This is a genomic window from Echinicola jeungdonensis (assembly GCF_030409905.1).
Taxonomy (GTDB): domain Bacteria; phylum Bacteroidota; class Bacteroidia; order Cytophagales; family Cyclobacteriaceae; genus Echinicola; species Echinicola jeungdonensis.
The window spans coordinates 400,101-422,534 of record NZ_JAUFQT010000002.1 but is presented as its reverse complement, the minus strand read 5'-3'; the positions used below and the strand labels follow the sequence as shown (position 1 = coordinate 422,534).

Sequence of the window (22,434 nt, the reverse complement as noted above, 5' to 3'; positions counted from 1 at the left end):
GAATATTGAATTAAGGGTTTATTTATTAATGGCAATTAATATTTTATTCAAGTGGAAAGTCCTTGATCAAACTATTTAAATAAACTTCCAAATAAGTATAATGACTGCCTGATTTCACTTTTGAAGCATCATCAGCATTGTTGGGGTCAAGGTCATTGTTATCTTCCCAGGTATCTGGAATACCGTCTTTATCAGTATCGGTAACCGGTTCTCCGGAATCCAATTCTGGCCAGCCACCTACATCACTTTGCGTATCGATGATCCCATTGGTGCTGCCATTAGATCCTTCGTGGGAATAATTACCATTCATTACATTATTTAATATTCTTTCATCAATAGCATCTCTTTTTAATGAAGCCCCGGCATAGGCCAATACCAAATCATAGGCCTTTTCTGCAGTATGGGTGGAGACATTATCTTCAATATCATGTGGCTCTTCCTGTTTGATGGCGTCTTTTTCTTCCTGGCTTACTTCACCATAACTGTGGTGGAATTGATTAAACACGCCATAAGTCCAATTATCCTCAGAAGTTTGTGCACTTCCATCCACTGTATTTCCATCAATAAAAAATTTGCCCCAAATATCATACACTTCCGTGCCTTCATTTTTATTTTTATCTATGGACATAATTCGGTTTCGTTTACTTCCGCTTGGGCTGGCTGGTCCTGGCTTATAGTAACAATTGACAATATTGACATTCATGGCCTCTCCACCATAAGCACTGTTATTTCCCCAATTGTAAATGACATTATTTCTAAGATCCACAAGATCCGTCAAAGCAAAAGCTTTTCCAGCTTCCTCTCCTAACCTGGGGTTCCGGCTATCATGATGTGCCAAAAGATTGTGATGGAAGGATGCGTATTTCCCTCCCCAGATACCACCATAACCATGGGCTCCCTTGTCATGGACGGAGTTTCTAAGGCTTTCAGCAATAATACACCATTGGAGGGTAAAATTTTCATTGGCATAAAAAGAAACACATTCATCTGTAGACCAGCTCATTGAACAATGGTCAACAATAATATTCTTATGAAACCTACCACCCAGAGCATCACCTTCCTGTTGGGCAGTATCTCCCATTCTAAATCGTAAATAGCGGATAATAATATTGTCTGCATCAACGGTTACAGGATAATTTCTGAGGGTAATCCCTCCCCCGGGAGCACTTTGACCTGCTATGGTCAAATCTCCATTGGAAATATTTAATTTTGATTGGAGCTCAATGGTTCCCCCCACATTGAAGACGATGGTCCTGGCCCCAAATTTTTCCACCCCATATCTAAGGGTCCCTTGGCTGCCGTCATCCGTCAATTTGGTGACATAATAAACTTTTCCTCCTCTACCTCCAGAGGCAAATTGGCCAAAACCTTCTGCACCAGGAAAAGCATACAAGGGGCCATCATAAGGTTCTTCCTCATCATCATTATCATCGACAGGATCAGGATCCGTGGAACTGCATCCCAAAAAGTTAAATGTCCCAAACAGACACAAGAGAAAGATAAATTTCAAAATATTGGGTTTCATATTAATTGGGTTTTATTAAAAAGGTGTGGCCATAATATGACCACACCTTATTTATTGGATTAAAGAAAATTCACAAGATATGCCTAGATTATAATACGATTCTCCAACGTGGATCTCCTGTATCAAATCTACCCGCAAAGTTTCTATCCGAGAAGTTGAAATCGTTATTGGCTGGATCTACCCACAGGTCCTCCTGAGCACCAGTATAGTTTCCAATTGGCAACCCTGGTATTTCATAACCGCTATTAGGAGTATAATCGTTTGTAGAATACACATTGACTATATCGAAATTGGTATTTTCAAGACCATCATAAACGGGATAATATCCATAACTTCCAGATTCACTTTCATCCCAGGCATGACCAAAGATACTGTTGTGGATAACAATTCCATTGGTTACATTATTATTACCATCTCCTCCTCTGTAGCGGAAGAAACCGCCACCAGGCCGAACAAAGTTGGCGAAAGTACAGCTTTCGATTACAAAAGATTCGGACTGACTTCTGGAAGTGACACCCCATTGAATTTTGTTGAATGTGGAATTTTCAAAGCGGATATTTTTGATTTGAGCTGTTGCTTCGGTATCAACGGTAAACAACCCATATCCACCAATACTATCCACTACAGAGTTTTTGATGATGTAATTATCAACTACTGTAGAGGTTCTTACCCTTAGGATTCCCCTGAAAGTACCGATTTCGCACTTATCAAAGCTCAATTCTCCAACGTGAACATTTTCACGGTTAGGATTGAATACATAATCCCCACCATAATCTTCACCTCTTAATTCAAGGTCAATGAATCTAATATGGTCTATATCAGAGCCATCATCAATGTCCCAGTTTCCTGTGGTGAAAAGCTTGGCTTTTTGTTCTCCAAAACCATAAGCAGCTCTAATGGTAATTGATTTGTTCAAATTATCATTAGGGAAATCATAGGTCACCCCTCTTTTCACTAAGATAATTGCTCCGTCAGGGGCAGCTGCTACCGCATCAGATACAGCACTCGGGCTTTCATTGTTACGGATATCTATTACTCCTGCAGCATTTGGATCAATATCCGGCTCAAGGGTAGTATAATTTACCCAACCTCTTAATTGATCTTCACTGTACATGGCAATCTGGTAACTTGTTGAGGGTTCTAAACCTTCAACTATTAACTCTTCATTTTCACGTTCTTCCTCGGTAATAGGTCTTGGTTCGTCCAAAAGAGGGTTTTGCAACCTAAGATCCTCGGGACCATACAATTGAATACTGGTAACAGGAGCACCGGCAGAAGTCCAACTTACCCTGGCAGCAACATCAATGACATCATAACTTTCAGGAATATTCAGGATAGTAGGAAACCGTTGGGTCCTTACATTTCCCAAATCAGAAACCTTACTATCATATTCATCCATATCAGCATGGGCAGTTGCCCTTACCTGGTATAGAGCATTCCAAAACAACTCTTCTCCTACCAGCTCTTCATCAATCTCAACATAACTGGTGTCTGTTTCGATTACGTATTCCACCGTTTTAAAGGTGTCCCGGCTTACCTCAAGGGTATAAGAAACCGCTTCTTTCAAATTGCCCATATTGACAATAATGGTATTGGCTTCAGAATACAAAGCCTCATTCAGTACAGGCCTGAATAGCCTGGTTCTTTCAAACATCTCCTCATCTTCCTTACAGGCACTGAATGCTACAATGCCTAAAAGTAAGATGACCAAGCTGATCGGTATATTGAATTTATTTTTATTCATTTTAATCATTTTTTTAGCATGCTACATCAATATTTAAAATCCATAGCCATCATTGGACAGCGTTCCCTGGCTAGAAGCAACGGCAGAAGCCGGAATCGGGAAAATATAACGAACAACACCTGGTTGAGGTCCATTGATGTAATTGGCCCAGTCCCTGGTGATCCATTGATCGTATCCATATTCATCGCTGTGCAAGTCCAATAGGAATGGTTCTTGGTTCCATGTATCATCTGGTGGAGCGACTACCCTTCTGTTTGGATTTAAAATAGTGAAATTACCGCTTTCATCCAGCTTCCAATACATATAGTCTGGAAGGTTGGTCGTTCCATTAAAGGCAGCATCAGCTAATTCTTTCAATCCTTCAACGGTTTCTTCTACCTTTTCAGAGTAAATTCCCCAGCGGATCAATTCATATTTCCGTATCATTTCTCCGCCAAATTCCCAGGCTCTTTCGTCCACAATAGCTTCAAAGAATGTATCCTTGCTTCCTGCAACCTCAGCCACATAACCATCCACTCTTGAAGGCCACAAGGCAGGATCAAAAGCCCTTCTTCTTACTCTTTTCAGGGCCTCCTGAGCTTCGGCAGTTGGTCCGTTCAATTCATTTTCAGCTTCGGCATACATCAAAATCACATCAGAATATCTCATCATAGGCCAGTTGATACCGGTACCTTTGGCAGTGGATGCACCTGGAGGGTTATCCAGGAAGTGACGGCTCCATTTCCCTTGGGAAATATTGGTATTTCCTTCGATAAACTCCTGTTCAAACTCCTGATTTATTTTGTACAACCCGCAAGTCACATCTCTTCTGAGATCTGCGGTATCAAAGGACAAATAATACGTAGGTGGCATGGACATATAATTGTTACCAGAGCCATAATCATGATTGGCAGTGGTTCCACCTTCTACTGTAATACCAATATTCCATCCCACATCCCCATTACCTATGGCAAAAGGAACTTCAAACAAAATATCAGAATTTGCAGGAGAAATAAATTTACACTGGTTCAGGAATATCTGTCTGAAATCAGTAGGCAATTCCCTGTCCTTAAGATCTATCAACTTTTTGGTATAATCCTTGGCAATTTGATAGTAATCCAGGTAATCAGGTTCCCTTTGCTTGGTCAATTCAGGAGTTAAATAATAACCACCTCTTTGCAAAGATAACCGGGCAATCATTCCCAAGGTATATTCACGGTTTACCTGCTCAATACCATAAGGTACCTGATCTGCCCAAAGCATATTTTCCTCTACATCGATCAAGTTTTGTATTTCCTGGGAAAGAATTTCATTCCTGTCGGATTTTGGCAAGTTAAATTCGATACCAGCTTTAGGAGCCTCAACGATATATGGCACATCCCCAAAGTAATAAGTTAACATGCTGTACCAATAAGCCCTCAAAGTATAGGCTTCTCCCAATAATTGGTTCATGGTTCGGGCTTCAGCCACATCATTGGATTCCAATTTTCCACTGGCCATCAAGCCTTCAATGGCAATATTAGCATCACGAATGGCCTGATAAGCAAAAGTCCAAACAATTTCAAGGTCCCTGTTACTTGGAAGGGCTTCAAGGTTCCAAATTTGGTACCGGTCACCATTACTGGTCCAACCACTCTGACGTTCTATGTCTGTGTTACCCGTCATATTATTGGATAACCTGGATCGGAAAGCATCTTGTCCAAAGTGTGAATAAATCGCATTCACTCCTTTTCTGGCATCATCTACATTGGAGAACACATAATTGGTATCGAAAGTCGAAAGGGATTCCGGCTCCAGAAAGTCATCACATGAACTCAACAAGAGGGATGCTGCAAATATTAAATATCTCAATTTCATATCTCTAGCATTAATATTCTTTTACTTATTAAAATGTTACGTTCAAGCCTACTGTATAAGACCTGCTTCGTGGGAAAGAAGAATAATCCACCCCTGGCGTTAAGGCCTGGTAACTGCTGCTTCTGGAGGTACTCACCTCTGGGTCATATCCGGAATAATCTGTCCAGATATGCAAGTTGCTTCCAGTGGCATAAACTCTGAATTGAGACAAGCCAATTCTGGAAATCAACTCCCTTGGCAAGCTGTAACCTACAGTAAGGTTGTTCAGCCTGATAAATGAGCCGTCTTCAACAGCCCAATCATGAATCACGGCACCGGCTATACCATGACTGTTATGAGACCAAATGTTTTTATCAGCATTCAATTCAGCCAATTGATCCAAATCAGTTACGATCTCACCGGGAGTTCCGGTATAAGAACCATCAACATCTAAATAAGTATATCGATTATCGGAATGCATGGTAGTCAACAAGTTACCAAATGTAACCCTTCTAAATTGGTTATATTGGATTTTACCCGTGTTGTACACATCATTTCCGTATTGGTAATTAAAGAAAATGGCAGCATCAAATCCTTTCCATCGGGCATTAATACCCAAACCACCTTGGTTTTTAGGAAGGGCATTACCGATTACTTTTCGGTCCTGTGCATCAATTACACCATCTTCATTCAAATCTTTTAATTTTAAGAAACCAGGTCTGATATTAGTGTTACCCACCACGGAGCTGGAGTTTGGAACACCTTCTGCTAAAATGTATTCACCTGCTCCGGCATCATAGCCTTGGAAATCGTCTGTGGTATAAAATCCATCAGTTACATAGCCATAGATGTTACCTATTCTACCGCCTACCTCCAAGTGGAAGTCATTGATATTGTTCAAGTCGGTGCTGGCCCAGTTGGATCGGAAGAATCTTTCATCGGTACCATCAAGCTCTACAATTTCGGCTACATTGACTCCGGTATTGAAGTTAACGGACAAAGAAAAGTCTGGTCTATCAATGATAAAGGCATTAATACCCAATTCCACCCCTTGATTGGAAGTACTACCGATGTTGTCCCATTGGGTATCAAATCCAGTATTGGAAGGGATAGCAGATTGCAACAACAGATCACGGGTAGTATTTTTATAAAAATCCAAACTACCTTCCACCTTTGCTTTAAACAAAGTAAAGTCCAAACCTAAGTTTCTGTTAATGGTAGTTTCCCAAACCAAGTCAGGGTTATAAAGGGTATTACTACTTGGAGTGTAGTACACATTATCCACATTATTGAAACCAGGTCCACGGTTAGTAGATCCTTGGAACAAGAACTGGGTAGCTGTAGCTTCAATTCGGTCATTACCGGTTTCACCGATACTGGCTCTAAATTTCAATTCATCCACTACAGATGAACCCTCCAAGAAACCCTCTTCTGAAATTTTCCATCCCAAAGCAACAGCAGGGAATATCCCTACCCTGTTTTCCTTGGAGAATTTACTGGAAGCATCAGAACGAACCGTTGCAGTAAACAGGTATTTTTCCATAAACTGATAGTTGGCACGCCCAAATAAAGAGAAGCGGGTCTGATCCGTATTTTCTCTTGTTTCATGTCGATCCGTTCTACCAAATGTCATATTGGCAAAAAGTTCTTCAGGAGTAATAGAAAGCCTAAAATCCTCAGCCCTTACAAAATCACTCTTTCCACCACTTCTGTAAATTTCCTGGCCTACCAAAAGGTCCAATTTATGATCACCCAAATTGGTAAAGTCATATTTGGCACTGTTCAACCATCTATAAGAAAAAGTGGTGCTTTCATTTTTTTGGCCCAATGGCATACTGCCACCATTATTAAAGGATTCCCCAGTCAGCGGACCATAAAAACGAAGGTTTTCCCTAAAATCTCTTGAACCATTAAAGGTGGATTTCAAATTCAAATTATCAATTGGGGTCCAAGTTAAGCCGGCATTGAAAACATAATCATTTTCTGTACGCTTTCTCCAATCCTGCTCAGCCAATTCAACAGGGCTGATCAAGCTCAACAAGAAAGATTGAAAATCATCTTCAGAATTCAATTGGGTCAAATCGATATCCAATTCATCAGCAATACCGTTAACAGGACGGGTCTGAACTGCATCCTTGATATTGATCTGCGCATTTCCAGAAGTACCCGCACCATCAATCACCGTATTGGTAATCCTTGCACCTGCGTCAAAGGTAAGACCATCAAAAATAGTTTGATTCAACTTAAAGTTGATCACATTTCTTTGGTATCCTGAGTTAAGCATCAACCCTTCATCAGTATTATTGGTCAAACTCAACATTAACTTGGTGTTTTCAGTACCCCCTGATAAGGTAATGTTATGATATTGTGAAAGTTTGGGGTCACCAAACAATTCTTCTTGCCAGTCTGTGCCTGGTTTTTGTTTATACAATTCCAAGTCATCATACACGCCAAAGAACCTTTCAAATCTTCTTACATCAGCTTCTGAACGAAGTTTGGCATATTCATAGTTAGCCAAAACATACTCATAAGGGTCTAACACTTCATACCTACGGTCATCAGGTAGGTTTTTCCACTGGAAGAAATTGTTATAAGAAACTGAGGTTTTTCCAGCAACTGGTGTTTTGGTAGTTACTACAATTACCCCATTGGATGCCTGGGCACCATAGATTGCAGTTGCTGCAGCATCCTTTAACACGGTAATGGATTCAATATCTGTAGGTGGAATATCACGGATACTTCCCACAATAAATCCATCCACCACATAAAGAGGAGAATTATCCTGGGTAACCGATCCCCCACCCCTAACACGAATTACAACATCCGCATCTGGAGATCCATCAGTGGTCAATACATTCACACCAGGAAGTCGGCCTGTAATGGCCTGAGCGGCACTGGCAACTGGGATTTTCGCCAATTCCTTTCCGGAAATGGAAGCAACTGATCCAGTCATATCGGTTCTTTTAACGGAACCATAACCATAATCGACTACTTCCACCAAATCTAATTGAGCCACATCCATTTCCATAGTCACATCGATGGTAGACCGGTTTTGGATAGGAATCTCTTGTTTGACCATTCCTATGGAGGAAAAAATCAAAGTCCCGTTGGGATCATTAACAGTGAGCTTATAAGCTCCGTCCAAATCAGTACTAGTACCAGTACTGGTTCCTTTTAGCAATACGGTGACACCCGGAACGGTTTCACCCTCAGCTGATCTTACTTCCCCGGTAATTTGAAGACCTTGAGCCCTCAGCTCAAATGTCGTCCATACCATGAGAAGCAAAAACATTGAATAGAATCGGAAATTACCCGATAGTTTTCTGGTAAACTTCATTTCAATATTAATTGGGTTAGGTTAATAATTTAGATGGGAATTGCACAGTAAAAGAATTTCCACTATGCTGATTTACTGCCACGACACAAAAGTGACAGTTACTTCGCCCCTTAGGGGGGGACATAATTCGAGGGAATCTCATGTTAAGTTTAATTAAGGGTCTACAAATCGATTGACAAATATTATTGCGTAATTTCCATAGCCATTGCGCAATCGATTGCATATTACAAATTTATAATATTTCAAGCAAACAAATTTTATAATTTTTATATGAAACCATATTTAAATTTAATGTGAGCCAATTTTAACCAATTATTATTTCTGTAAATCCTGAAAACATGATAATTATCAGAAATTTTATTTAGAAATTGCGCAATCGATTACCCCAAACGTTTGCATTTTGATAATTAGGGCATTTACTAGGCTAAATATTTTTTGAAGTAAATTACTTAAATACCCTGTCTAAAAACTTGTCTACCTGTTTTACGGTGGGCTTAAACCAGGGTTCAAATAACCAAAAAGGATGTGGGGTTCCCGGAAATGTGTGAACTTCTGAATAAATACCCATGGCATCCAATTTATCAATCATATCATCCCTTCCAGCATGAAAACGGGGATATTGACTATTAATATATAAAATAGGAACTGCATTGGGACTTACCTGATGTAAAGCAGATGCCTCGTCCCAAATTTCTGGAATTTCTTCATAGGTACCGCCCAACCATTGGGAGGCTACCTCACCTTCAGCGGATTCAGGATGATGAAAAGCCAATACGCCATCCATATCTATTACAGCTTGAACATCACTACTGGGCCCTTCCTTCGAGGACTCATACATTTCTTTTCCATTGGTAAAACCTACCAAGGCTGCCAATTGACCTCCTGCTGAACTTCCGGAAACAGCTACCTTTGCGGTGTCTAAATTAAATTCAGCTGCATGTGCTTTCAACCACTTAATAGCATCCTTTACATCCTGCACACCTGCCGGATAAGGTGCCTCAAGGGAAAGCCGATATTCCACAGCGGCGGTTACATATCCTTCTCCCGCCAATGCTTTAGCCATAGGGACCTGCATAATTTTATTTCCAGATCTCCAACCACCACCATGTACCATGACTATTCCAGGTTTTGGTTTTTTAGGTTTGGAAGTAGGGTAAAAAACATCTATTTTCAATTCCCTATAACCTAAATCCTTATAGGCAAGCTCCCTCTTTTCTCCAATACCTTTCATCGAAATAGAAGATGGATGAACAGGTTTGATATGTGGAAAATCTTTTTTGTTATGCTGGTATGCACTCTCCAGATTGAAGGAAGAATCTTTTTCATATCCATACCATGGGAATCCATAACCATTTACCGGATTGGTTTCACCTTTAAAAATTTTTTGAACGGTATAGTCTTTAGCTTCTTCTTCAGTCAATTGATGGGACCATTCCACCCTTTCTGCAGCGTTGGCACCAGGTCCCTGACTTTGGTATTCGGCATAAAAGGTGGTTTCGTGCGTTTGGGGTCTTCCCCAATCATTCCAACCTTCTGAGACAATATGGTCTCCCATTTCACAATTGATAAAAACAGTTTGGGCATAATCTCTCCACGGCCTACCAAGGAAAACCTGGTCAACTCCTTCTGCAGCAGTTAATTTGCAATCCTTAAACACATATCCATGCTCCACCCAGTTTGGAGTGGAAGCTGCGGTGATATAGGAATTGGATTTTGAATGGATCTGACAATTCTCAAACAAGGCAGTAGCGGATCCAAAAATAAAATCGGTGGTTCCTTCTATATAGCAGTTTTTATAATATTGTCGGCTATTTTCCCCGGAGGCAAACATGGTATCCTGATCACCTTTGAAATGACAATTTTCAAAAACCAACCTGTCCCCTTCTGCATGCAAGGCCACTGCCTGTCCTTCACTTCCGGCGGTGTTTTGAATGGTCATATCTTTAAAAGTCAAACTGTTTCCCCAGACCATCAATGTATGGGAATCAAAGGTATCCATATAGTTTTTACCTGTATGGTCATCAAAAGTAATGATGGTTTTTTCCGGCCCATCTCCCTTAAATGTCACATTGGTAATGGTACCAGGTATTTCTAATTTTTCTTTATATACCCCTTCTTTAATATATACCGTAATTGGCTTTGGTAAGTAAACACGAATTGCCTCCAAAGCATCTTGGATATACAAAAAATCCCCACTTCCATCTTTGGCCACCACAATATCCTGCTGAACTTTTCCCTTGAGGTCTTTGATTTTTCCATCCTGGGGATAGGAATGAACATGCTGGGCTATAGCACTTCCAGCCAAAATCATTAAAGTAAATAAGGTAAATCCGGTTTTAATAATTTTCATAAATGCAATATTGTGATTAGCCTAATTACAAAAAGTCACACATGGAAAAAGTTGTATTCTGGTCTTCAATCAGGGAGAACTAATCCATACGGACTTTAATTTATTTTAATTTTTTAATTCGACCATGGCTTTATAGACCAAACTAGCCACCGCTTTGGCTCCTTCAGGCTGGAAATGGGTATTATCATTACTTCCTTCCGGATAGGCTTCATAGATCCCAGGACCAAAATTCATAAAGTAATTCTTTGTTACATATTCTTTTCCTTTTGCTGAAAAGTGATCCATGGAAAGTTGTGTAAGGTCTATTAAAAGTGCTTCCAATTCATTGGCTACATCAACAGCAGCATTGTAATATTCACCATGGACATTTTGCAGTTGCCCATCCTCCCAAGGATAATTTCTGTTGACTGGTGTAATAACGATGGGCGTGACTCCCTTTTCTCTGGATTGGTTAACAAAAAGCCTGATATACTCCTTATACCCTTCGATATTCACATACCTCTCTGGTTTGCTTTCAGCTGCATCATTATGACCAAACTGCATCAGGACCAAATCTCCGGGTTTGAGATTCTCATATACAGCCCTCCAACGGCCTTCTTCAAAAAATGTACGAGTACTTCTTCCTCCTCTTGCCCGGTCATCAACCAATACTGAATCTCCCTTTATCAAGTGTGACAAGGAAGATAGATTTTCCTTTTTCATAAAAGGCTGAAAAACCTGGCCCCAACCTGTGACTGGATACCTGGTTTTCATATAATCTTTTCCGGGATCATAATTGCCGGAATAATCCGCCATGGTCGAATCCCCGATGAGGTAAACAGTGGTAATTTTTCCCCTTGTATGAAAAGCCATGTTGACCCAGCAAAGCAAGGTCAACATGGAAATTTTGGATATTAATTTCATTATTTAATTAGGGGTTTGTTAATGAGCTATTATCCTTCAAATGTTTATTCCTTTAAGAAAATCGCCAATTCTGGAACCTTCTTCTCCAATTCCTGCACTACAAGATCACAAACTTTGAAAGCACCGGTTGGAGAAAGGTGGGTATCATCTTCTTGCCCTTCTGGGAACCTAGCATAATCTCCAGGTCGATAATGAAGGAACAATTCCTTAGATTTCTCCACACCAAATTGCTTCAGCAAATCAACTGTCTCCTTGTGCATATCAAATAACGGCACATTGTAGTCTTCGGCCACCTCTCTCACTACTTCTGAATATCTGCCATGAGTATCGACCAAAACCCCATCTTCATTAAAGCTCCTTCTGGAAATAGGGGTAGCCAAAATTGGTTTACCACCTTTTTCATAAGTTTCCTGAATGTAGCGAATTAAGTTTTGGCGGTAATCGGTATCGGCTTTGGCGTAACGTTCCGGTGATTTTTCCTTCTGATCATTATGACCGAATTCTATGATGACATAATCACCTGGTTTGATACTTTCATAAACTTTATCCCAGTGACCTTCATCTCGGAAACTTTTGCTGCTTCTTCCATTCAGGGCATGGTTTTCTACCCTAATTCCTTCTTTGAAATAAAGGGGAAAAACCTGTCCCCAACCCTTTTCTGGATTGCTGACTTCATAAGGCTTGTTGGCCATAGTGGAATCCCCTATCAGAAAGATCGTGATGTCCCGATCCTTCTGAGTAGAGGCTATAATCAAACCTAAAAAAACTATGAACGTAGTAAATACTCCTATTTTTTTTAGCATAACTTATTTTAATTTTATGGCATTTTCAGGTAATCCTTGGCCGGTTTCATGTTGCTCTTCCCAAGCTTCAAAATCAGCCCTATCGAATGCAATATTATTGGTGAGTTCACCTAAAACTCTCACAGGTGTTTTACCATTTTCACCAAATGCAAATCCTTTCACTTCTACATCCTTGCTGTTATAAATGGTCAAGGCAGAAGTTTTGGAAGAAAGCACTTTTACATTGGTAAGGGATAATCCATCCGCATCAATTATGGTAATTCCTTGCTCTGCCTCCAATAATGCATTTTCCAAATGCACATTTTTTAGGTTCATCTCAGGAAGTCCCATAAAAAAGGCCGCTTTTCCAGAACCAGTAGCGGTGATGTTTTTCATGAAAATATTCCGGAATGAAGGAGTCTCCTCGGAGACAGGAACAATCTCCTCATCTCTTGCTTCATCCTCAGCATCTTGGTCATCCTCAAGAATTGGGGAATTACCACCATAAAATAAGTTGAAACGGATAGCTTCGGTAGGAATATTGATCATATCAATATTGGAGATATAGATATTCTCTACGACTCCTCCTCTACCACGGGTACTTTTAAAGCGAAGCCCCACATCAGTTCCGATAAAAGTACAGCCAGAAACATGCACATTTTTCACACCCCCAGACATTTCACTTCCAACTACAAAACCTCCATGTCCATGATAAACAATATTGTTTTTCACAATTACATTTTCAGTAGCCATGCCTCGCTCTCTTCCGTCTTCATTCTTTCCGGATTTGAAACAAATGGCATCATCTCCCACATCAAAAGTATTGTTGTAGATCAATACATTTTTGCAGGATTCAAGATCCAGCCCATCTCCATTTTGGCTATACCAAGGGTTCCTGACATTTAAATTCCTGATGATAACTTCTTCACTCATCAATGGGTGAATGTTCCAAGCAGGAGAATTTTGGAAGGTAGGGCCATCCAAAAGTACTTTTTTACATTTCAGGATACTGACCATTACAGGCCTAAGGAAATCTTTCACAGATGCCAACTCCTCCTCCTCAATCAGGTCAGGGACATTAAAGTTGGTACTACTTTCATACCCTTTTTTGTAGCCTTCAGAAGGAAACCAAATTTTTCCATCATCAGAAAGTACACCTCCGGATTCTACCAATTCCTCCCATTGTCTTTCGGTCATTTTACCCTTTTTGACCAATCTCCAGGCATCTCCATTACCATCAATCACACCAGTACCGGTAATGGCAATATTTTCAGCTTCCCGGGCATTGATCGGGGAAGTACATCTTACGGTATTCAATCCTTCAAAACTGGTTTTCACCAATGGATAATCATCTTTGTCCTTGGAGAACAGCAATAGGGCACCAGCTTCCAAATGAAGGTTGATATTGCTTTTCAGGGTAACCGGGCCGGTTAGCCAAATTCCTCTTGGAATGGTTACTCTTCCCCCACCCTTTCCATGAGCATTTTCGATAGCTTTAGCAATGGCTTCGGTATTTTTCACCATACCATCACCTACAGCACCAAAATCCTTGATGTTCACCTCATAATCCGGGAATTCAGGTTCCTGAACACGAGGCATGTCAAACTCAATTCCATCATAGATGGAAAAACCATCTATTTTATCATCGGAAAACTGGGCACTTACTGTAAAACTCATTCCCATTAGAATGGCCAAAAGTAAAGCCCTAAACTTATAGGTATTTTTCATTATTGGTTTAAGTTAATTGGATAAATGGTTGGCATTACTTGGTGAACCTGAACCAGTCCACATCCGCATAGCCAGAATCGTTGATCTTGTCTTTTCTCAATGCAAACAAACCGACTTTTGCACCAATCCATTTGCCAGGTACAGCAGTAAAGGTGTCATCAATTTCTTTAAACCTTCTTCCGTTTTCACTATAGCTAAACTGGCAAACAGCTCCTTTGCTCACTACTACACGAAGTTGTATGGTATTGTCCTCTAATTTCTTAATGATGGTTTCCTTTTCAGGTTTACTGTGCTCAGCATCATAGCATTCCACGTATTTCAGGTAAATCCCATCTTCTTTACTTTCCAGGGCCAAATAAGCATAGCTCATTCCCATCACTACAAATCCAACTTGTTCATTGGTCAAGTCTTCATTGGGATGGAAAGTCAGTTTTGTGGTTGTGGTAAATTCCTCTGCTGTCCATTTCTGCAACAACAAGTTAGGCACTGGCCAAAGGTTATTGGCTCCTTCTGGCATTTGTTCGGTATAAAGTCTCAGTTTTCCTTTTGCAGGATTTGCAAAAGCCCAGGTAGATTCTGGGTTGGCATGCCATTGCCATTGAACACCAATTTCATTTCCATCAAATTCATCAGTGTCAGGAGGAGTGGCAATTGGGTACCTCTGATCAACATCCGGCTTCTTGTATGCCATTACGGGTTGTCCAGTGCCATCTCCATCGGGATCTACGCCCATAGTAGGCCAGCCATTTTCCCAAACCATGGGTTGCAAGTGGACAATTCGGCCATAAGCTTCTTTATCCTGAAAGTGGATAAACCAATCTTCTCCGCTTTCCAAAGAAACCCATCCACCTTGGTGAGGGCCATTAATATCTGTTTCACCTTGTGCTAGAGATACATGCTCCTCATAAGGTCCATATGGACTTTTTGATCTTAGGATTAATTGCCAACCGGTAGAAACACCACCAGCAGGGGCAAAAATATAATAGTAGCCATCGCGCTTGTAAAATTTAGATCCTTCTACCGTTGGGTGATCCTCATGGCCATCGAATACCAATTTCCCTGGCCCAAGAATTTTGGTGCCATCAGCACTGAGTGGTTTTACTACCAAGACACTTTTGATTCCAGCACGGCTGCCTGCAAAAGCATGAGAAAGATAAGCTTTGCCATCCTCATCCCATAATGGGCAAGGGTCTATTAAACCTTTTCCTTCTTCCACCAAAACTGGCTCTTCCCATTCTCCAGCAGGGTCATCAGTTTTGACCATATAAATTCCAAAATCAGGATCTCCCCAATAAATGTAAAATTCTCCTTCATGGTACCTGATCGCCGGAGCCCAGACACCATCCCCATGTTGAGGTTTATCAAAATGGTCAAAAGGAGGTTGACGGTCCAATGCATGACCTATCAATTCCCAATTAACCAAATCTTTGGAATGCAAAATTGGAAGTCCAGGTACAGCATTAAAACTAGATGAAGTCATGTAAAAATCATCCCCTACCCTGCATACATCTGGATCTGAATAATCTGCATGCAAAATGGGGTTAATATAAGTTCCATCGCCTTGATCGGCGACCCAAACTTTTGAAGTTTCGGTATTCTGGGCTCCTGCATACAATGAAGTTGCAAGACCCAGTACCAAACTTGAAATTAGGGGCTTATAAAATTTCATTTTTAACTTTTAGGTTAAATAGTTACGATTTAATGTTGAAAATTTAGTTCCTATTTATTTAGCGGGACTCCAACCATCTTCACCTTTAAGGATATTATTTACGGTATAGGCGGCTGCAATATCCGGAGTCAATTGCCAAGACCACAAAACCCGGTCATCTGGAGCAGCACCTGGCCCGTAGGATTGGAATTCTGCATAAAAGGCAGTTTCCTCAGCTTCAGGTTTTCCCCAATTGTGCCATCCTTCAGGTTTGATATGATCACCCATTTCACATTTGATAAAAACGGTTTGAGCATAGTTTCTCCATGGCCTTCCCAGGTAAACACTGTTTTCAGGAGCATCACCGGTTAGGTGGCAATTAATAAATACAAAGCCATGGTGGGTACCTTTTTCTGTAGAAGCAGCCGTGATATAACTACCTCCATCTTTAGAATAGATTTCACAATCTTCAAATACAGCCGTGGACCAACCAAATATAAAATCTACGGTCCCTTCGATATAACAATCTTTGTAATATTGTCTGCTACCCCTTCCGTGAGGATATAAGGTATCCTGGAAACCCAGAAACCTGCAATTTTCAAAAATCACCTTATCTCCATCCACTCTTACGGCTACAGCTTGTCCAACAGGTCCTGAAGAGTTTTCAAATGTGATATTCTTGGCTTCAAATCCATCTCCAAAAACAAAAAAGCTGGAAGAACCTGTTGTTCCCATTTCTTCTCCAAACTTATTTTTTTTGGATGCATAATCGTCATGGGTTATCAAGGTCTCCATCTTGTCCTCTCCTATTAGGTGGACATTGGTCTTGGAGGCAGGCAGCACCAATTTCTCTTTATAGCTACCCTTTTTCAAATAAATAGTTGTTGGATTTTTTCGGAAATCCGGTACGCTGTAAAAAGCTTCCTGAAGGGTTGTAAAATCACCACTACCATCTTTGGCCACAACAATGTCATACTCCTGACCAAAACTTTGGACAGAAGTAAGACAAAAAACCAAAAAGTAGATCAGGGCTCCCCTTAAATAAATTTTACTCATTGCTTTAAGGATTCATATTTCAAAGAAGCCATGATAAATGGTCCTACACCTTTAGGGTCATTGGCTCTGATAGGTTCGTTAATATAATATTCATAGGAACCATCCCTGTATGGGTTTCCCCCAAGTCCTGCTACTGCACAAACATTGGTTATGCTGATGGTACCATCTTCATTTTCTTCAATAAACTCATTCAAAATACCTTCATATGCTTTGATTCCAGCTTCTTGGTATTTATGGTCCAGATACCCCTTTTCAACACCCTTTAGCAAGAAATAAGCAAACATGCTGCTGCAAGAAGATTCCAAATAATTACCTTCTCTATCACCTTGGTCAACAACCTGGTACCAAACTCCGGTTTCATCTTGATATTTTACGATTCCAGCAGCTATTTTCTGAGCCACTTCAATCACCATATCCCTTTGAGGATGATCTTCAGGCAAATAATCCAGCACATCAACCACTGCCATGCTGAACCACCCAATACTTCTTCCCCAATAATTTTTGGAAAGACCTGTTTCCGGATCGGCCCATTTTTGTTCTTTGCTTTCATCCCAGGCATGGTGATACAAGCCTGTTTCTTCACTATAAGCATATTTGTCAATCAAATAAATCTGATTGGCAACATCATCAAATAATTCTGGTTCATTAAAATTGGCTGCATACTTGGCCAAAAATGGAGACCCCATATAAAGTCCGTCCAACCACATTTGATGAGGATATACTTTTTTGTGCCAAAAGCCACCTTCAGAGGTCCTTGGATGTTCCCTCATCTGGTCACGAAGCTCCTCTATGGCTTTCTTATATTTTTCTGTTCCGGTTTCATTATAAAGACCAATAAGGAATTTACCTCCATTGACGCGATCAATATTGTAATCCGATTTTTTGTACGTTTTGATTTCACCTTCCTCATTTACCATAAAGTCGGCAAAGTTCTTGATATAGTCTAAGTACTTTTCATCGCCTGTGGCTTCATAAAGTTTTTCCATGGATGTCATAACCAAACCATGAGTATATTCCCACTTTGGTTTTTCATTGAAGTCCAAGGTCCATCCTTCCGGGTTTCTTTTTATCTCAGAATCAGCCATCCAAGTAGAATACTTCTTGGCAGCTTCAGCATTTGAGGCTTCTGATTCTTGTTGATCTGAATTTTTTCCACTACAAGAAAAAACTGACAATCCAGCGGCAATCACAGCAACCGGAAGCATTTTTTGTAAATTCCTTACAATCATTATTCTTTATTTTATAAATATGATATAAACATTCATTTAGATCCTATCAAGGTAAAGAATTGAGGGTTTATTATTTCTTATTTCCCATTGATATGGAAAATAATGAGGAATATTATCTTGATGAAATGATTTCAATCAAAATAGGATATATTCTTTATAGAATTTGATAGATCAATGGAATTTGAACTAGGTTTTCCATATCCAATCACCACCTTTAAAGCAAATAATTGGCTTTAATGAAGCCATTGTGATTAGGGTGAATCACTTGGTGACGAAATATAAAGGGGGTATTTAATTAAAACTAAAGGAATTTGAACTAACATTTTATTAGGGGTTATGGGTTTAATAGACTTTATAATCATTATGCAATAGTTTGAGTTTTTTTTTGCTGAAAGGTCCCCCTCAAACGAGGGGGACATTTCACATCATTAACCCTAAACTAATTAAATACAATAAGCTTTTATAAAATCACCTCTATAGGCTGGGACAATTCATCAACCATTCGTTCCAAATATTTTTTGAAAGTGGTTTTATCCTTAATGCCATTAGGTTCTTGCTCCCAGGCTGCCAAGAAATAATAAGTTATATTTTTTCCCTTTTCAGGTGATAAAACAGCCACATGACTATTTTCATCATTTGTTACCTCTTTTAATTGATCCGTAGGAACAAGAACAGCAATCCCCAAATTATCTCCTGCCAAACTTTGCTTTCCATATGTTGCCAAGTAAGTAAACTTTTGGCTTTTATCTCCTACCATCAATGGGGCTTCTTCATTCTTTATCAGCCCTGTGCAAAAATTATTGATACCCTGTTCAGCTACTACTTCATGTTTTGTCATACGTGACCCTGCTTGAATTGAAAGCTTCGAAATAATATTGGTCTTTCCACTTTCCAAATCCCAACCAAAATATTGGGTTTGTATCACTGACTTCAAAATTCCATCTAGAAGGATCTTTACATGAACACTATCCGTTTCATCCACACGCCTTGCCTTGCCGTTTTCCCAGGTTCCCAAAGAGCCCAATCCTAGAGAAGGACCTACTTTTAGGATATCCATCCCCCATTCAGCCGGCTCATGGTAACTGTCAAACCCGTCTAACCCCACATGTTGAAGAACAGGTTGGTTTACTTTTTTCCCAAACACATCTATCCCATTTCTCCAATCTAGATAAAACCGGTACCCTACTTTGTCTGATTCCCAACCAGGCCCTTCATACCTTATAAAGTAAGAATGGTCGGTATGTTCTTCTGGCACAAGAAGTTCACTTACATTCTGGAAATCTCCTCCAATGTATTTATTGTTTTCGAAATGCCCACCTGTTTTATGGGATAGTTCGGCTTGAGTTCTTTTTGGATAGTCGTGGTTGATTTTCTTTTCGGGGTGGTATTGGATCGATAACCCTTTTGAATCGCCCTTTTCCAATTGAGGAATGGAACAAATCAATTGTTTTTCCCCTTTGGCGTTACTATAAATTTCTGAGGAAACCTCTTTCTCATCATAAAATACCGTAAACCCTTCCGGGTTAAAATCCGGATGCTTTTCTAAAATTTTATCCAAAGGCACTTGGATAAATGCATCTTCCCGGTCCAATTCATTGACCAGCCCAAAAGTAATTTCCTTTTTCTCATTATTTTCAGAATTGCTTTGGCAAGCACCCATTATTTGAAAGGCCAATCCAACAGCACAAAGTCTAATAAAAAATCCACCTCGTAAACTTTGTTTCATAATACGGTTATTTAGGGGTTTAAAATCCACCTAGTTGCACCCAAATTTGGCCTCATATTTAAGACCAATTAATTTAACTAGGACAATCGATTGCATATTTAAATATTTTTTTTGAGACATTAAAACTTTTCCCAATTATTTCTTTCAAATCGCATTATTATTGGGCCATTTAAGGAATAGTATCCATTTTATTTCTTATAACGTATTTTTGACAATTATAAATAATATGCACTTTCTTTGGGTTTAAGTAAATTAATAACTTATATTGCGCAAACGATTACACTTAATTATTCATTTAGATTTAATCTTATAATGATTATTAGGATAATCAAGGTATCTTATTGATTTGGTATCAGGGTTTATCATCCAAGAAAAAAAAAATAAGCTTTGGTAGAGAATGGTATTTTAAAGAAATAGGAACAACCACGATTCTTATTTTCTTCATTGATTACCTTTTGGTACCTCCCTATTGGAATCAAATCTTTATTATTATAATTGCAATTTGACAACTATAAACCTAAGGTTAAATAAGAAAGCTATTGGGATTACAAGTATAGGTGATTACATGCCAACCCAACCGAATATTTTACCATTTATTATGATATAGGTTTTAAAACAACCCTATATTTGCGGATTAACTATAAAAAGTTAAGATTTCGGGAATTTTAGCATTCAATTAACCTATTTATAAGAGAAAATAAAAACTAACAATGCAAGAATTATTTGACTTGACAGGAAAAGTGGCTTTGGTAACTGGTGCTACGCATGGATTAGGAATGGCAATGGCTAAATCCCTAGCAAAAAGCGGAGCAACTTTGATTGTCAATGGCCATACTCCCTCAAAAATGGATGCAGCTATAAAGGAATATGCAGATGAGGGAATTAAAGCCCACGGATTCTTGTTTGACGTCACCAAGCCAGATGAGGTAGATGAAAAAATCGGAGAAATTGAATCCCAATTTGGCCCGATTAACATTTTGGTCAACAATGCTGGCATGATCAAAAGGATCCCTGCCCTTGAAATGGAAGTAGATGATTTTAAACAAGTGGTAGATGTTGATTTGGTATCTCCGTTTATCCTTTCTAAAAGAGTAGGAAAAACCATGAAGGAAAAAGGAGGAGGAAAAATCATCAATATCTGTTCAATGATGAGTGAGCTGGGCCGAAATTCAGTTTCCGCATATGCTGCAGCCAAAGGCGGTTTAAAAATGCTCACCCAAAACCTGGCCACGGAATGGGCAAAATACAATATTCAGGTCAATGGCATTGGCCCAGGCTATTATGCCACAGACCAAACCGCCCCTATTAGAGTAGACGGGCACCCTTTCAATGAATTTATCATTAACAGGACACCTGCCGGAAGGTGGGGTAATCCCGAAGATTTAGCAGGTACCACAGTTTTCTTAGCCAGCAATGCCAGTAATTTTATCAATGGCCAAGTGATCTATGTTGATGGCGGCATTTTGGCGACCATTGGAAAACCCCATGGAGAATAACCAATAAAGTCGAAAGCCACCTGGTTTTCGGCTACCTTGACTAAAAAAATGAGTAAGAGGAATAAGGCGACAATACATGATATTGCATCAAAACTTGGAATAACGGCTTCAACCGTTTCCAGAGCCCTGAATAACCACCCCCGGATAAGTGATGCTACTAAAAAGCTGGTTCAAAAAACGGCCAGAGAGGTCAATTATCAGCCCAATAATATAGCAGCTGCCCTTAGAATTGGAAAAAGTAGGCTGATTGGGATCATTGTTCCCACGGCAAACAGAAATTTCTTTTCATCTGTGGTCCGGGGAATCGAGGAACTGGCTAATAAACTGGATTATAAGGTGATCATTTGCCAGTCCTATGAAAATTATAAAAAGGAGGTACAAACCATCGATGCTTTGCTAAGTGCCAGGGTTGATGGTATTATCATGTCCATTGGAAAAAACACTGAAAAATTTGATCATTTACAAAGGGTATTGGATAAAAGTATCCCATTGGTCCTTTTTGACCGGATCACAGACCAAATAGAGGTCAACCAAGTGGTCATTGACGATTATATGGGGGCTTATAAATCAGTTCAGCATTTAATAGATAATGGTTATAAAAGAATCGCCCATTTTACCAATCCTCGAAAAATCAATATTTATAGCGAAAGGTTAAGAGGGTATTATGATGCCCTGAAAGACAATGGGATTCCATTGGATCCGGAACTGGTAATAGAAAGCAATATGCAGTTGGAAGATGGCAAACAAAATATTGTGAACATGTTGGAAAGCAATTTAGGGTTTGATGCCATTTTCTCCTCCAGTGATTATGCGGCTATGGGAGCCTTGCAGATGCTAAAAGAAAAAAACATAAAAGTCCCTGATCAGGTTGGTTTGGTTGGTTTTGGAAATGAACCGTTTACCTCCTTCACTGAACCTTCCATTACAACCATTGATCAAGTCAGTATCCCGATGGGGAATGTGGCAGCGGAACTTTTCTTTGAGTTATTAAAGGCGGATCCCAAAAAATTTATCCCGCAAAAAACCGTTTTAAAACCAGAATTGATCATCCGGGGATCTTCTGTCCGGAAAATAAAAGAAACCGTTTAAAAAACT

At 39.7% G+C, this 22,434-nt stretch carries 14 protein-coding genes; 2 read left to right on the top strand and 12 right to left on the bottom strand.

Annotated features, from left to right (window positions below; genetic code table 11):
* Window positions 1-43 precede the first annotated feature (43 nt).
* From QWY93_RS15030 to QWY93_RS14975, 12 genes are all read right to left on the bottom strand, one after another.
* Complete coding sequence (locus tag QWY93_RS15030) at window positions 44-1,525, bottom strand: pectate lyase family protein (protein WP_290249207.1); 1,482 nt, start codon at window positions 1,523-1,525, stop codon at window positions 44-46.
* A gap of 88 nt (window positions 1,526-1,613) precedes the next feature.
* On the bottom strand, window positions 1,614-3,269 hold the full coding sequence (locus tag QWY93_RS15025; RefSeq protein ID WP_290249206.1) for a DUF4957 domain-containing protein: 1,656 nt from the start codon (window positions 3,267-3,269) through the stop codon (window positions 1,614-1,616).
* A 33-nt stretch (window positions 3,270-3,302) separates the two neighbouring features.
* Entirely contained in the window at window positions 3,303-5,105 is a 1,803-nt protein-coding gene (locus QWY93_RS15020) for a RagB/SusD family nutrient uptake outer membrane protein (protein ID WP_290249205.1), read from the bottom strand.
* A gap of 28 nt (window positions 5,106-5,133) precedes the next feature.
* Complete coding sequence (locus QWY93_RS15015; protein WP_290249204.1) at window positions 5,134-8,421, bottom strand: SusC/RagA family TonB-linked outer membrane protein; 3,288 nt, start codon at window positions 8,419-8,421, stop codon at window positions 5,134-5,136.
* A 445-nt stretch (window positions 8,422-8,866) separates the two neighbouring features.
* Window positions 8,867-10,771, bottom strand: coding sequence for a pectinesterase family protein (locus QWY93_RS15010; protein ID WP_290249202.1), 1,905 nt, complete (start codon window positions 10,769-10,771; stop codon window positions 8,867-8,869).
* A gap of 105 nt (window positions 10,772-10,876) precedes the next feature.
* Entirely contained in the window at window positions 10,877-11,674 is a 798-nt protein-coding gene (locus tag QWY93_RS15005) for a rhamnogalacturonan acetylesterase (protein ID WP_290249200.1), read from the bottom strand.
* A gap of 44 nt (window positions 11,675-11,718) precedes the next feature.
* Window positions 11,719-12,477 (bottom strand): rhamnogalacturonan acetylesterase, encoded by a 759-nt coding sequence (locus QWY93_RS15000; protein ID WP_290249199.1) that lies wholly within the window; start codon window positions 12,475-12,477, stop codon window positions 11,719-11,721.
* 3 nt (window positions 12,478-12,480) lie between these two features.
* A complete protein-coding gene (locus QWY93_RS14995; RefSeq protein ID WP_379945387.1) occupies window positions 12,481-14,184 on the bottom strand; it encodes a glycoside hydrolase family 28 protein in 1,704 nt (567 codons plus the stop codon).
* Window positions 14,185-14,218: 34 nt separating this feature from the next.
* Window positions 14,219-15,853 (bottom strand): glycoside hydrolase family 43 protein, encoded by a 1,635-nt coding sequence (locus QWY93_RS14990; protein WP_290249198.1) that lies wholly within the window; start codon window positions 15,851-15,853, stop codon window positions 14,219-14,221.
* Window positions 15,854-15,907: 54 nt separating this feature from the next.
* Window positions 15,908-16,888, bottom strand: coding sequence for a pectinesterase family protein (locus QWY93_RS14985; RefSeq protein WP_290249197.1), 981 nt, complete (start codon window positions 16,886-16,888; stop codon window positions 15,908-15,910).
* Window positions 16,885-18,117, bottom strand: coding sequence for a glycoside hydrolase family 88/105 protein (locus QWY93_RS14980; RefSeq protein ID WP_290249196.1), 1,233 nt, complete (start codon window positions 18,115-18,117; stop codon window positions 16,885-16,887). The genes QWY93_RS14985 and QWY93_RS14980 overlap by 4 nt, the downstream gene beginning before the upstream one ends.
* Window positions 18,118-18,577: 460 nt before the next feature.
* A complete protein-coding gene (locus QWY93_RS14975; protein WP_290249195.1) occupies window positions 18,578-19,843 on the bottom strand; it encodes a DUF4861 domain-containing protein in 1,266 nt (421 codons plus the stop codon).
* Between the two features lie 710 nt (window positions 19,844-20,553).
* On the opposite strand from QWY93_RS14975, the gene QWY93_RS14970 reads away from it, so the two are divergent.
* Together QWY93_RS14970 and QWY93_RS14965 are read left to right on the top strand one after the other, a co-directional pair.
* A complete protein-coding gene (locus QWY93_RS14970; RefSeq protein WP_290249194.1) occupies window positions 20,554-21,339 on the top strand; it encodes a gluconate 5-dehydrogenase in 786 nt (261 codons plus the stop codon).
* A 48-nt stretch (window positions 21,340-21,387) separates the two neighbouring features.
* Window positions 21,388-22,428: a LacI family DNA-binding transcriptional regulator gene (locus tag QWY93_RS14965; RefSeq protein WP_290249193.1), complete on the top strand. Its 1,041-nt coding sequence runs from the start codon at window positions 21,388-21,390 to the stop codon at window positions 22,426-22,428.
* Window positions 22,429-22,434 lie beyond the last annotated feature (6 nt).

Excerpts from the sequence above, each read along its gene's own strand:
- QWY93_RS15030 (WP_290249207.1), bottom strand. The coding sequence starts at position 1,525 with ATGAAACCCAATATTTTGAAATTTATCTTTCTCTTGTGTCTGTTTGGG.
- QWY93_RS15025 (WP_290249206.1), bottom strand. The coding sequence starts at position 3,269 with ATGAATAAAAATAAATTCAATATACCGATCAGCTTGGTCATCTTACTT.
- QWY93_RS15020 (WP_290249205.1), bottom strand. The coding sequence starts at position 5,105 with ATGAAATTGAGATATTTAATATTTGCAGCATCCCTCTTGTTGAGTTCA.
- QWY93_RS15015 (WP_290249204.1), bottom strand. The coding sequence starts at position 8,421 with ATGAAGTTTACCAGAAAACTATCGGGTAATTTCCGATTCTATTCAATG.
- QWY93_RS15010 (WP_290249202.1), bottom strand. The coding sequence starts at position 10,771 with ATGAAAATTATTAAAACCGGATTTACCTTATTTACTTTAATGATTTTG.
- QWY93_RS15005 (WP_290249200.1), bottom strand. The coding sequence starts at position 11,674 with ATGAAATTAATATCCAAAATTTCCATGTTGACCTTGCTTTGCTGGGTC.
- QWY93_RS15000 (WP_290249199.1), bottom strand. The coding sequence starts at position 12,477 with ATGCTAAAAAAAATAGGAGTATTTACTACGTTCATAGTTTTTTTAGGT.
- QWY93_RS14995 (WP_379945387.1), bottom strand. The coding sequence starts at position 14,184 with ATGAAAAATACCTATAAGTTTAGGGCTTTACTTTTGGCCATTCTAATG.
- QWY93_RS14990 (WP_290249198.1), bottom strand. The coding sequence starts at position 15,853 with ATGAAATTTTATAAGCCCCTAATTTCAAGTTTGGTACTGGGTCTTGCA.
- QWY93_RS14985 (WP_290249197.1), bottom strand. The coding sequence starts at position 16,888 with ATGAGTAAAATTTATTTAAGGGGAGCCCTGATCTACTTTTTGGTTTTT.
- QWY93_RS14980 (WP_290249196.1), bottom strand. The coding sequence starts at position 18,117 with ATGATTGTAAGGAATTTACAAAAAATGCTTCCGGTTGCTGTGATTGCC.
- QWY93_RS14975 (WP_290249195.1), bottom strand. The coding sequence starts at position 19,843 with ATGAAACAAAGTTTACGAGGTGGATTTTTTATTAGACTTTGTGCTGTT.
- QWY93_RS14970 (WP_290249194.1), top strand. The coding sequence starts at position 20,554 with ATGCAAGAATTATTTGACTTGACAGGAAAAGTGGCTTTGGTAACTGGT.
- QWY93_RS14965 (WP_290249193.1), top strand. The coding sequence starts at position 21,388 with ATGAGTAAGAGGAATAAGGCGACAATACATGATATTGCATCAAAACTT.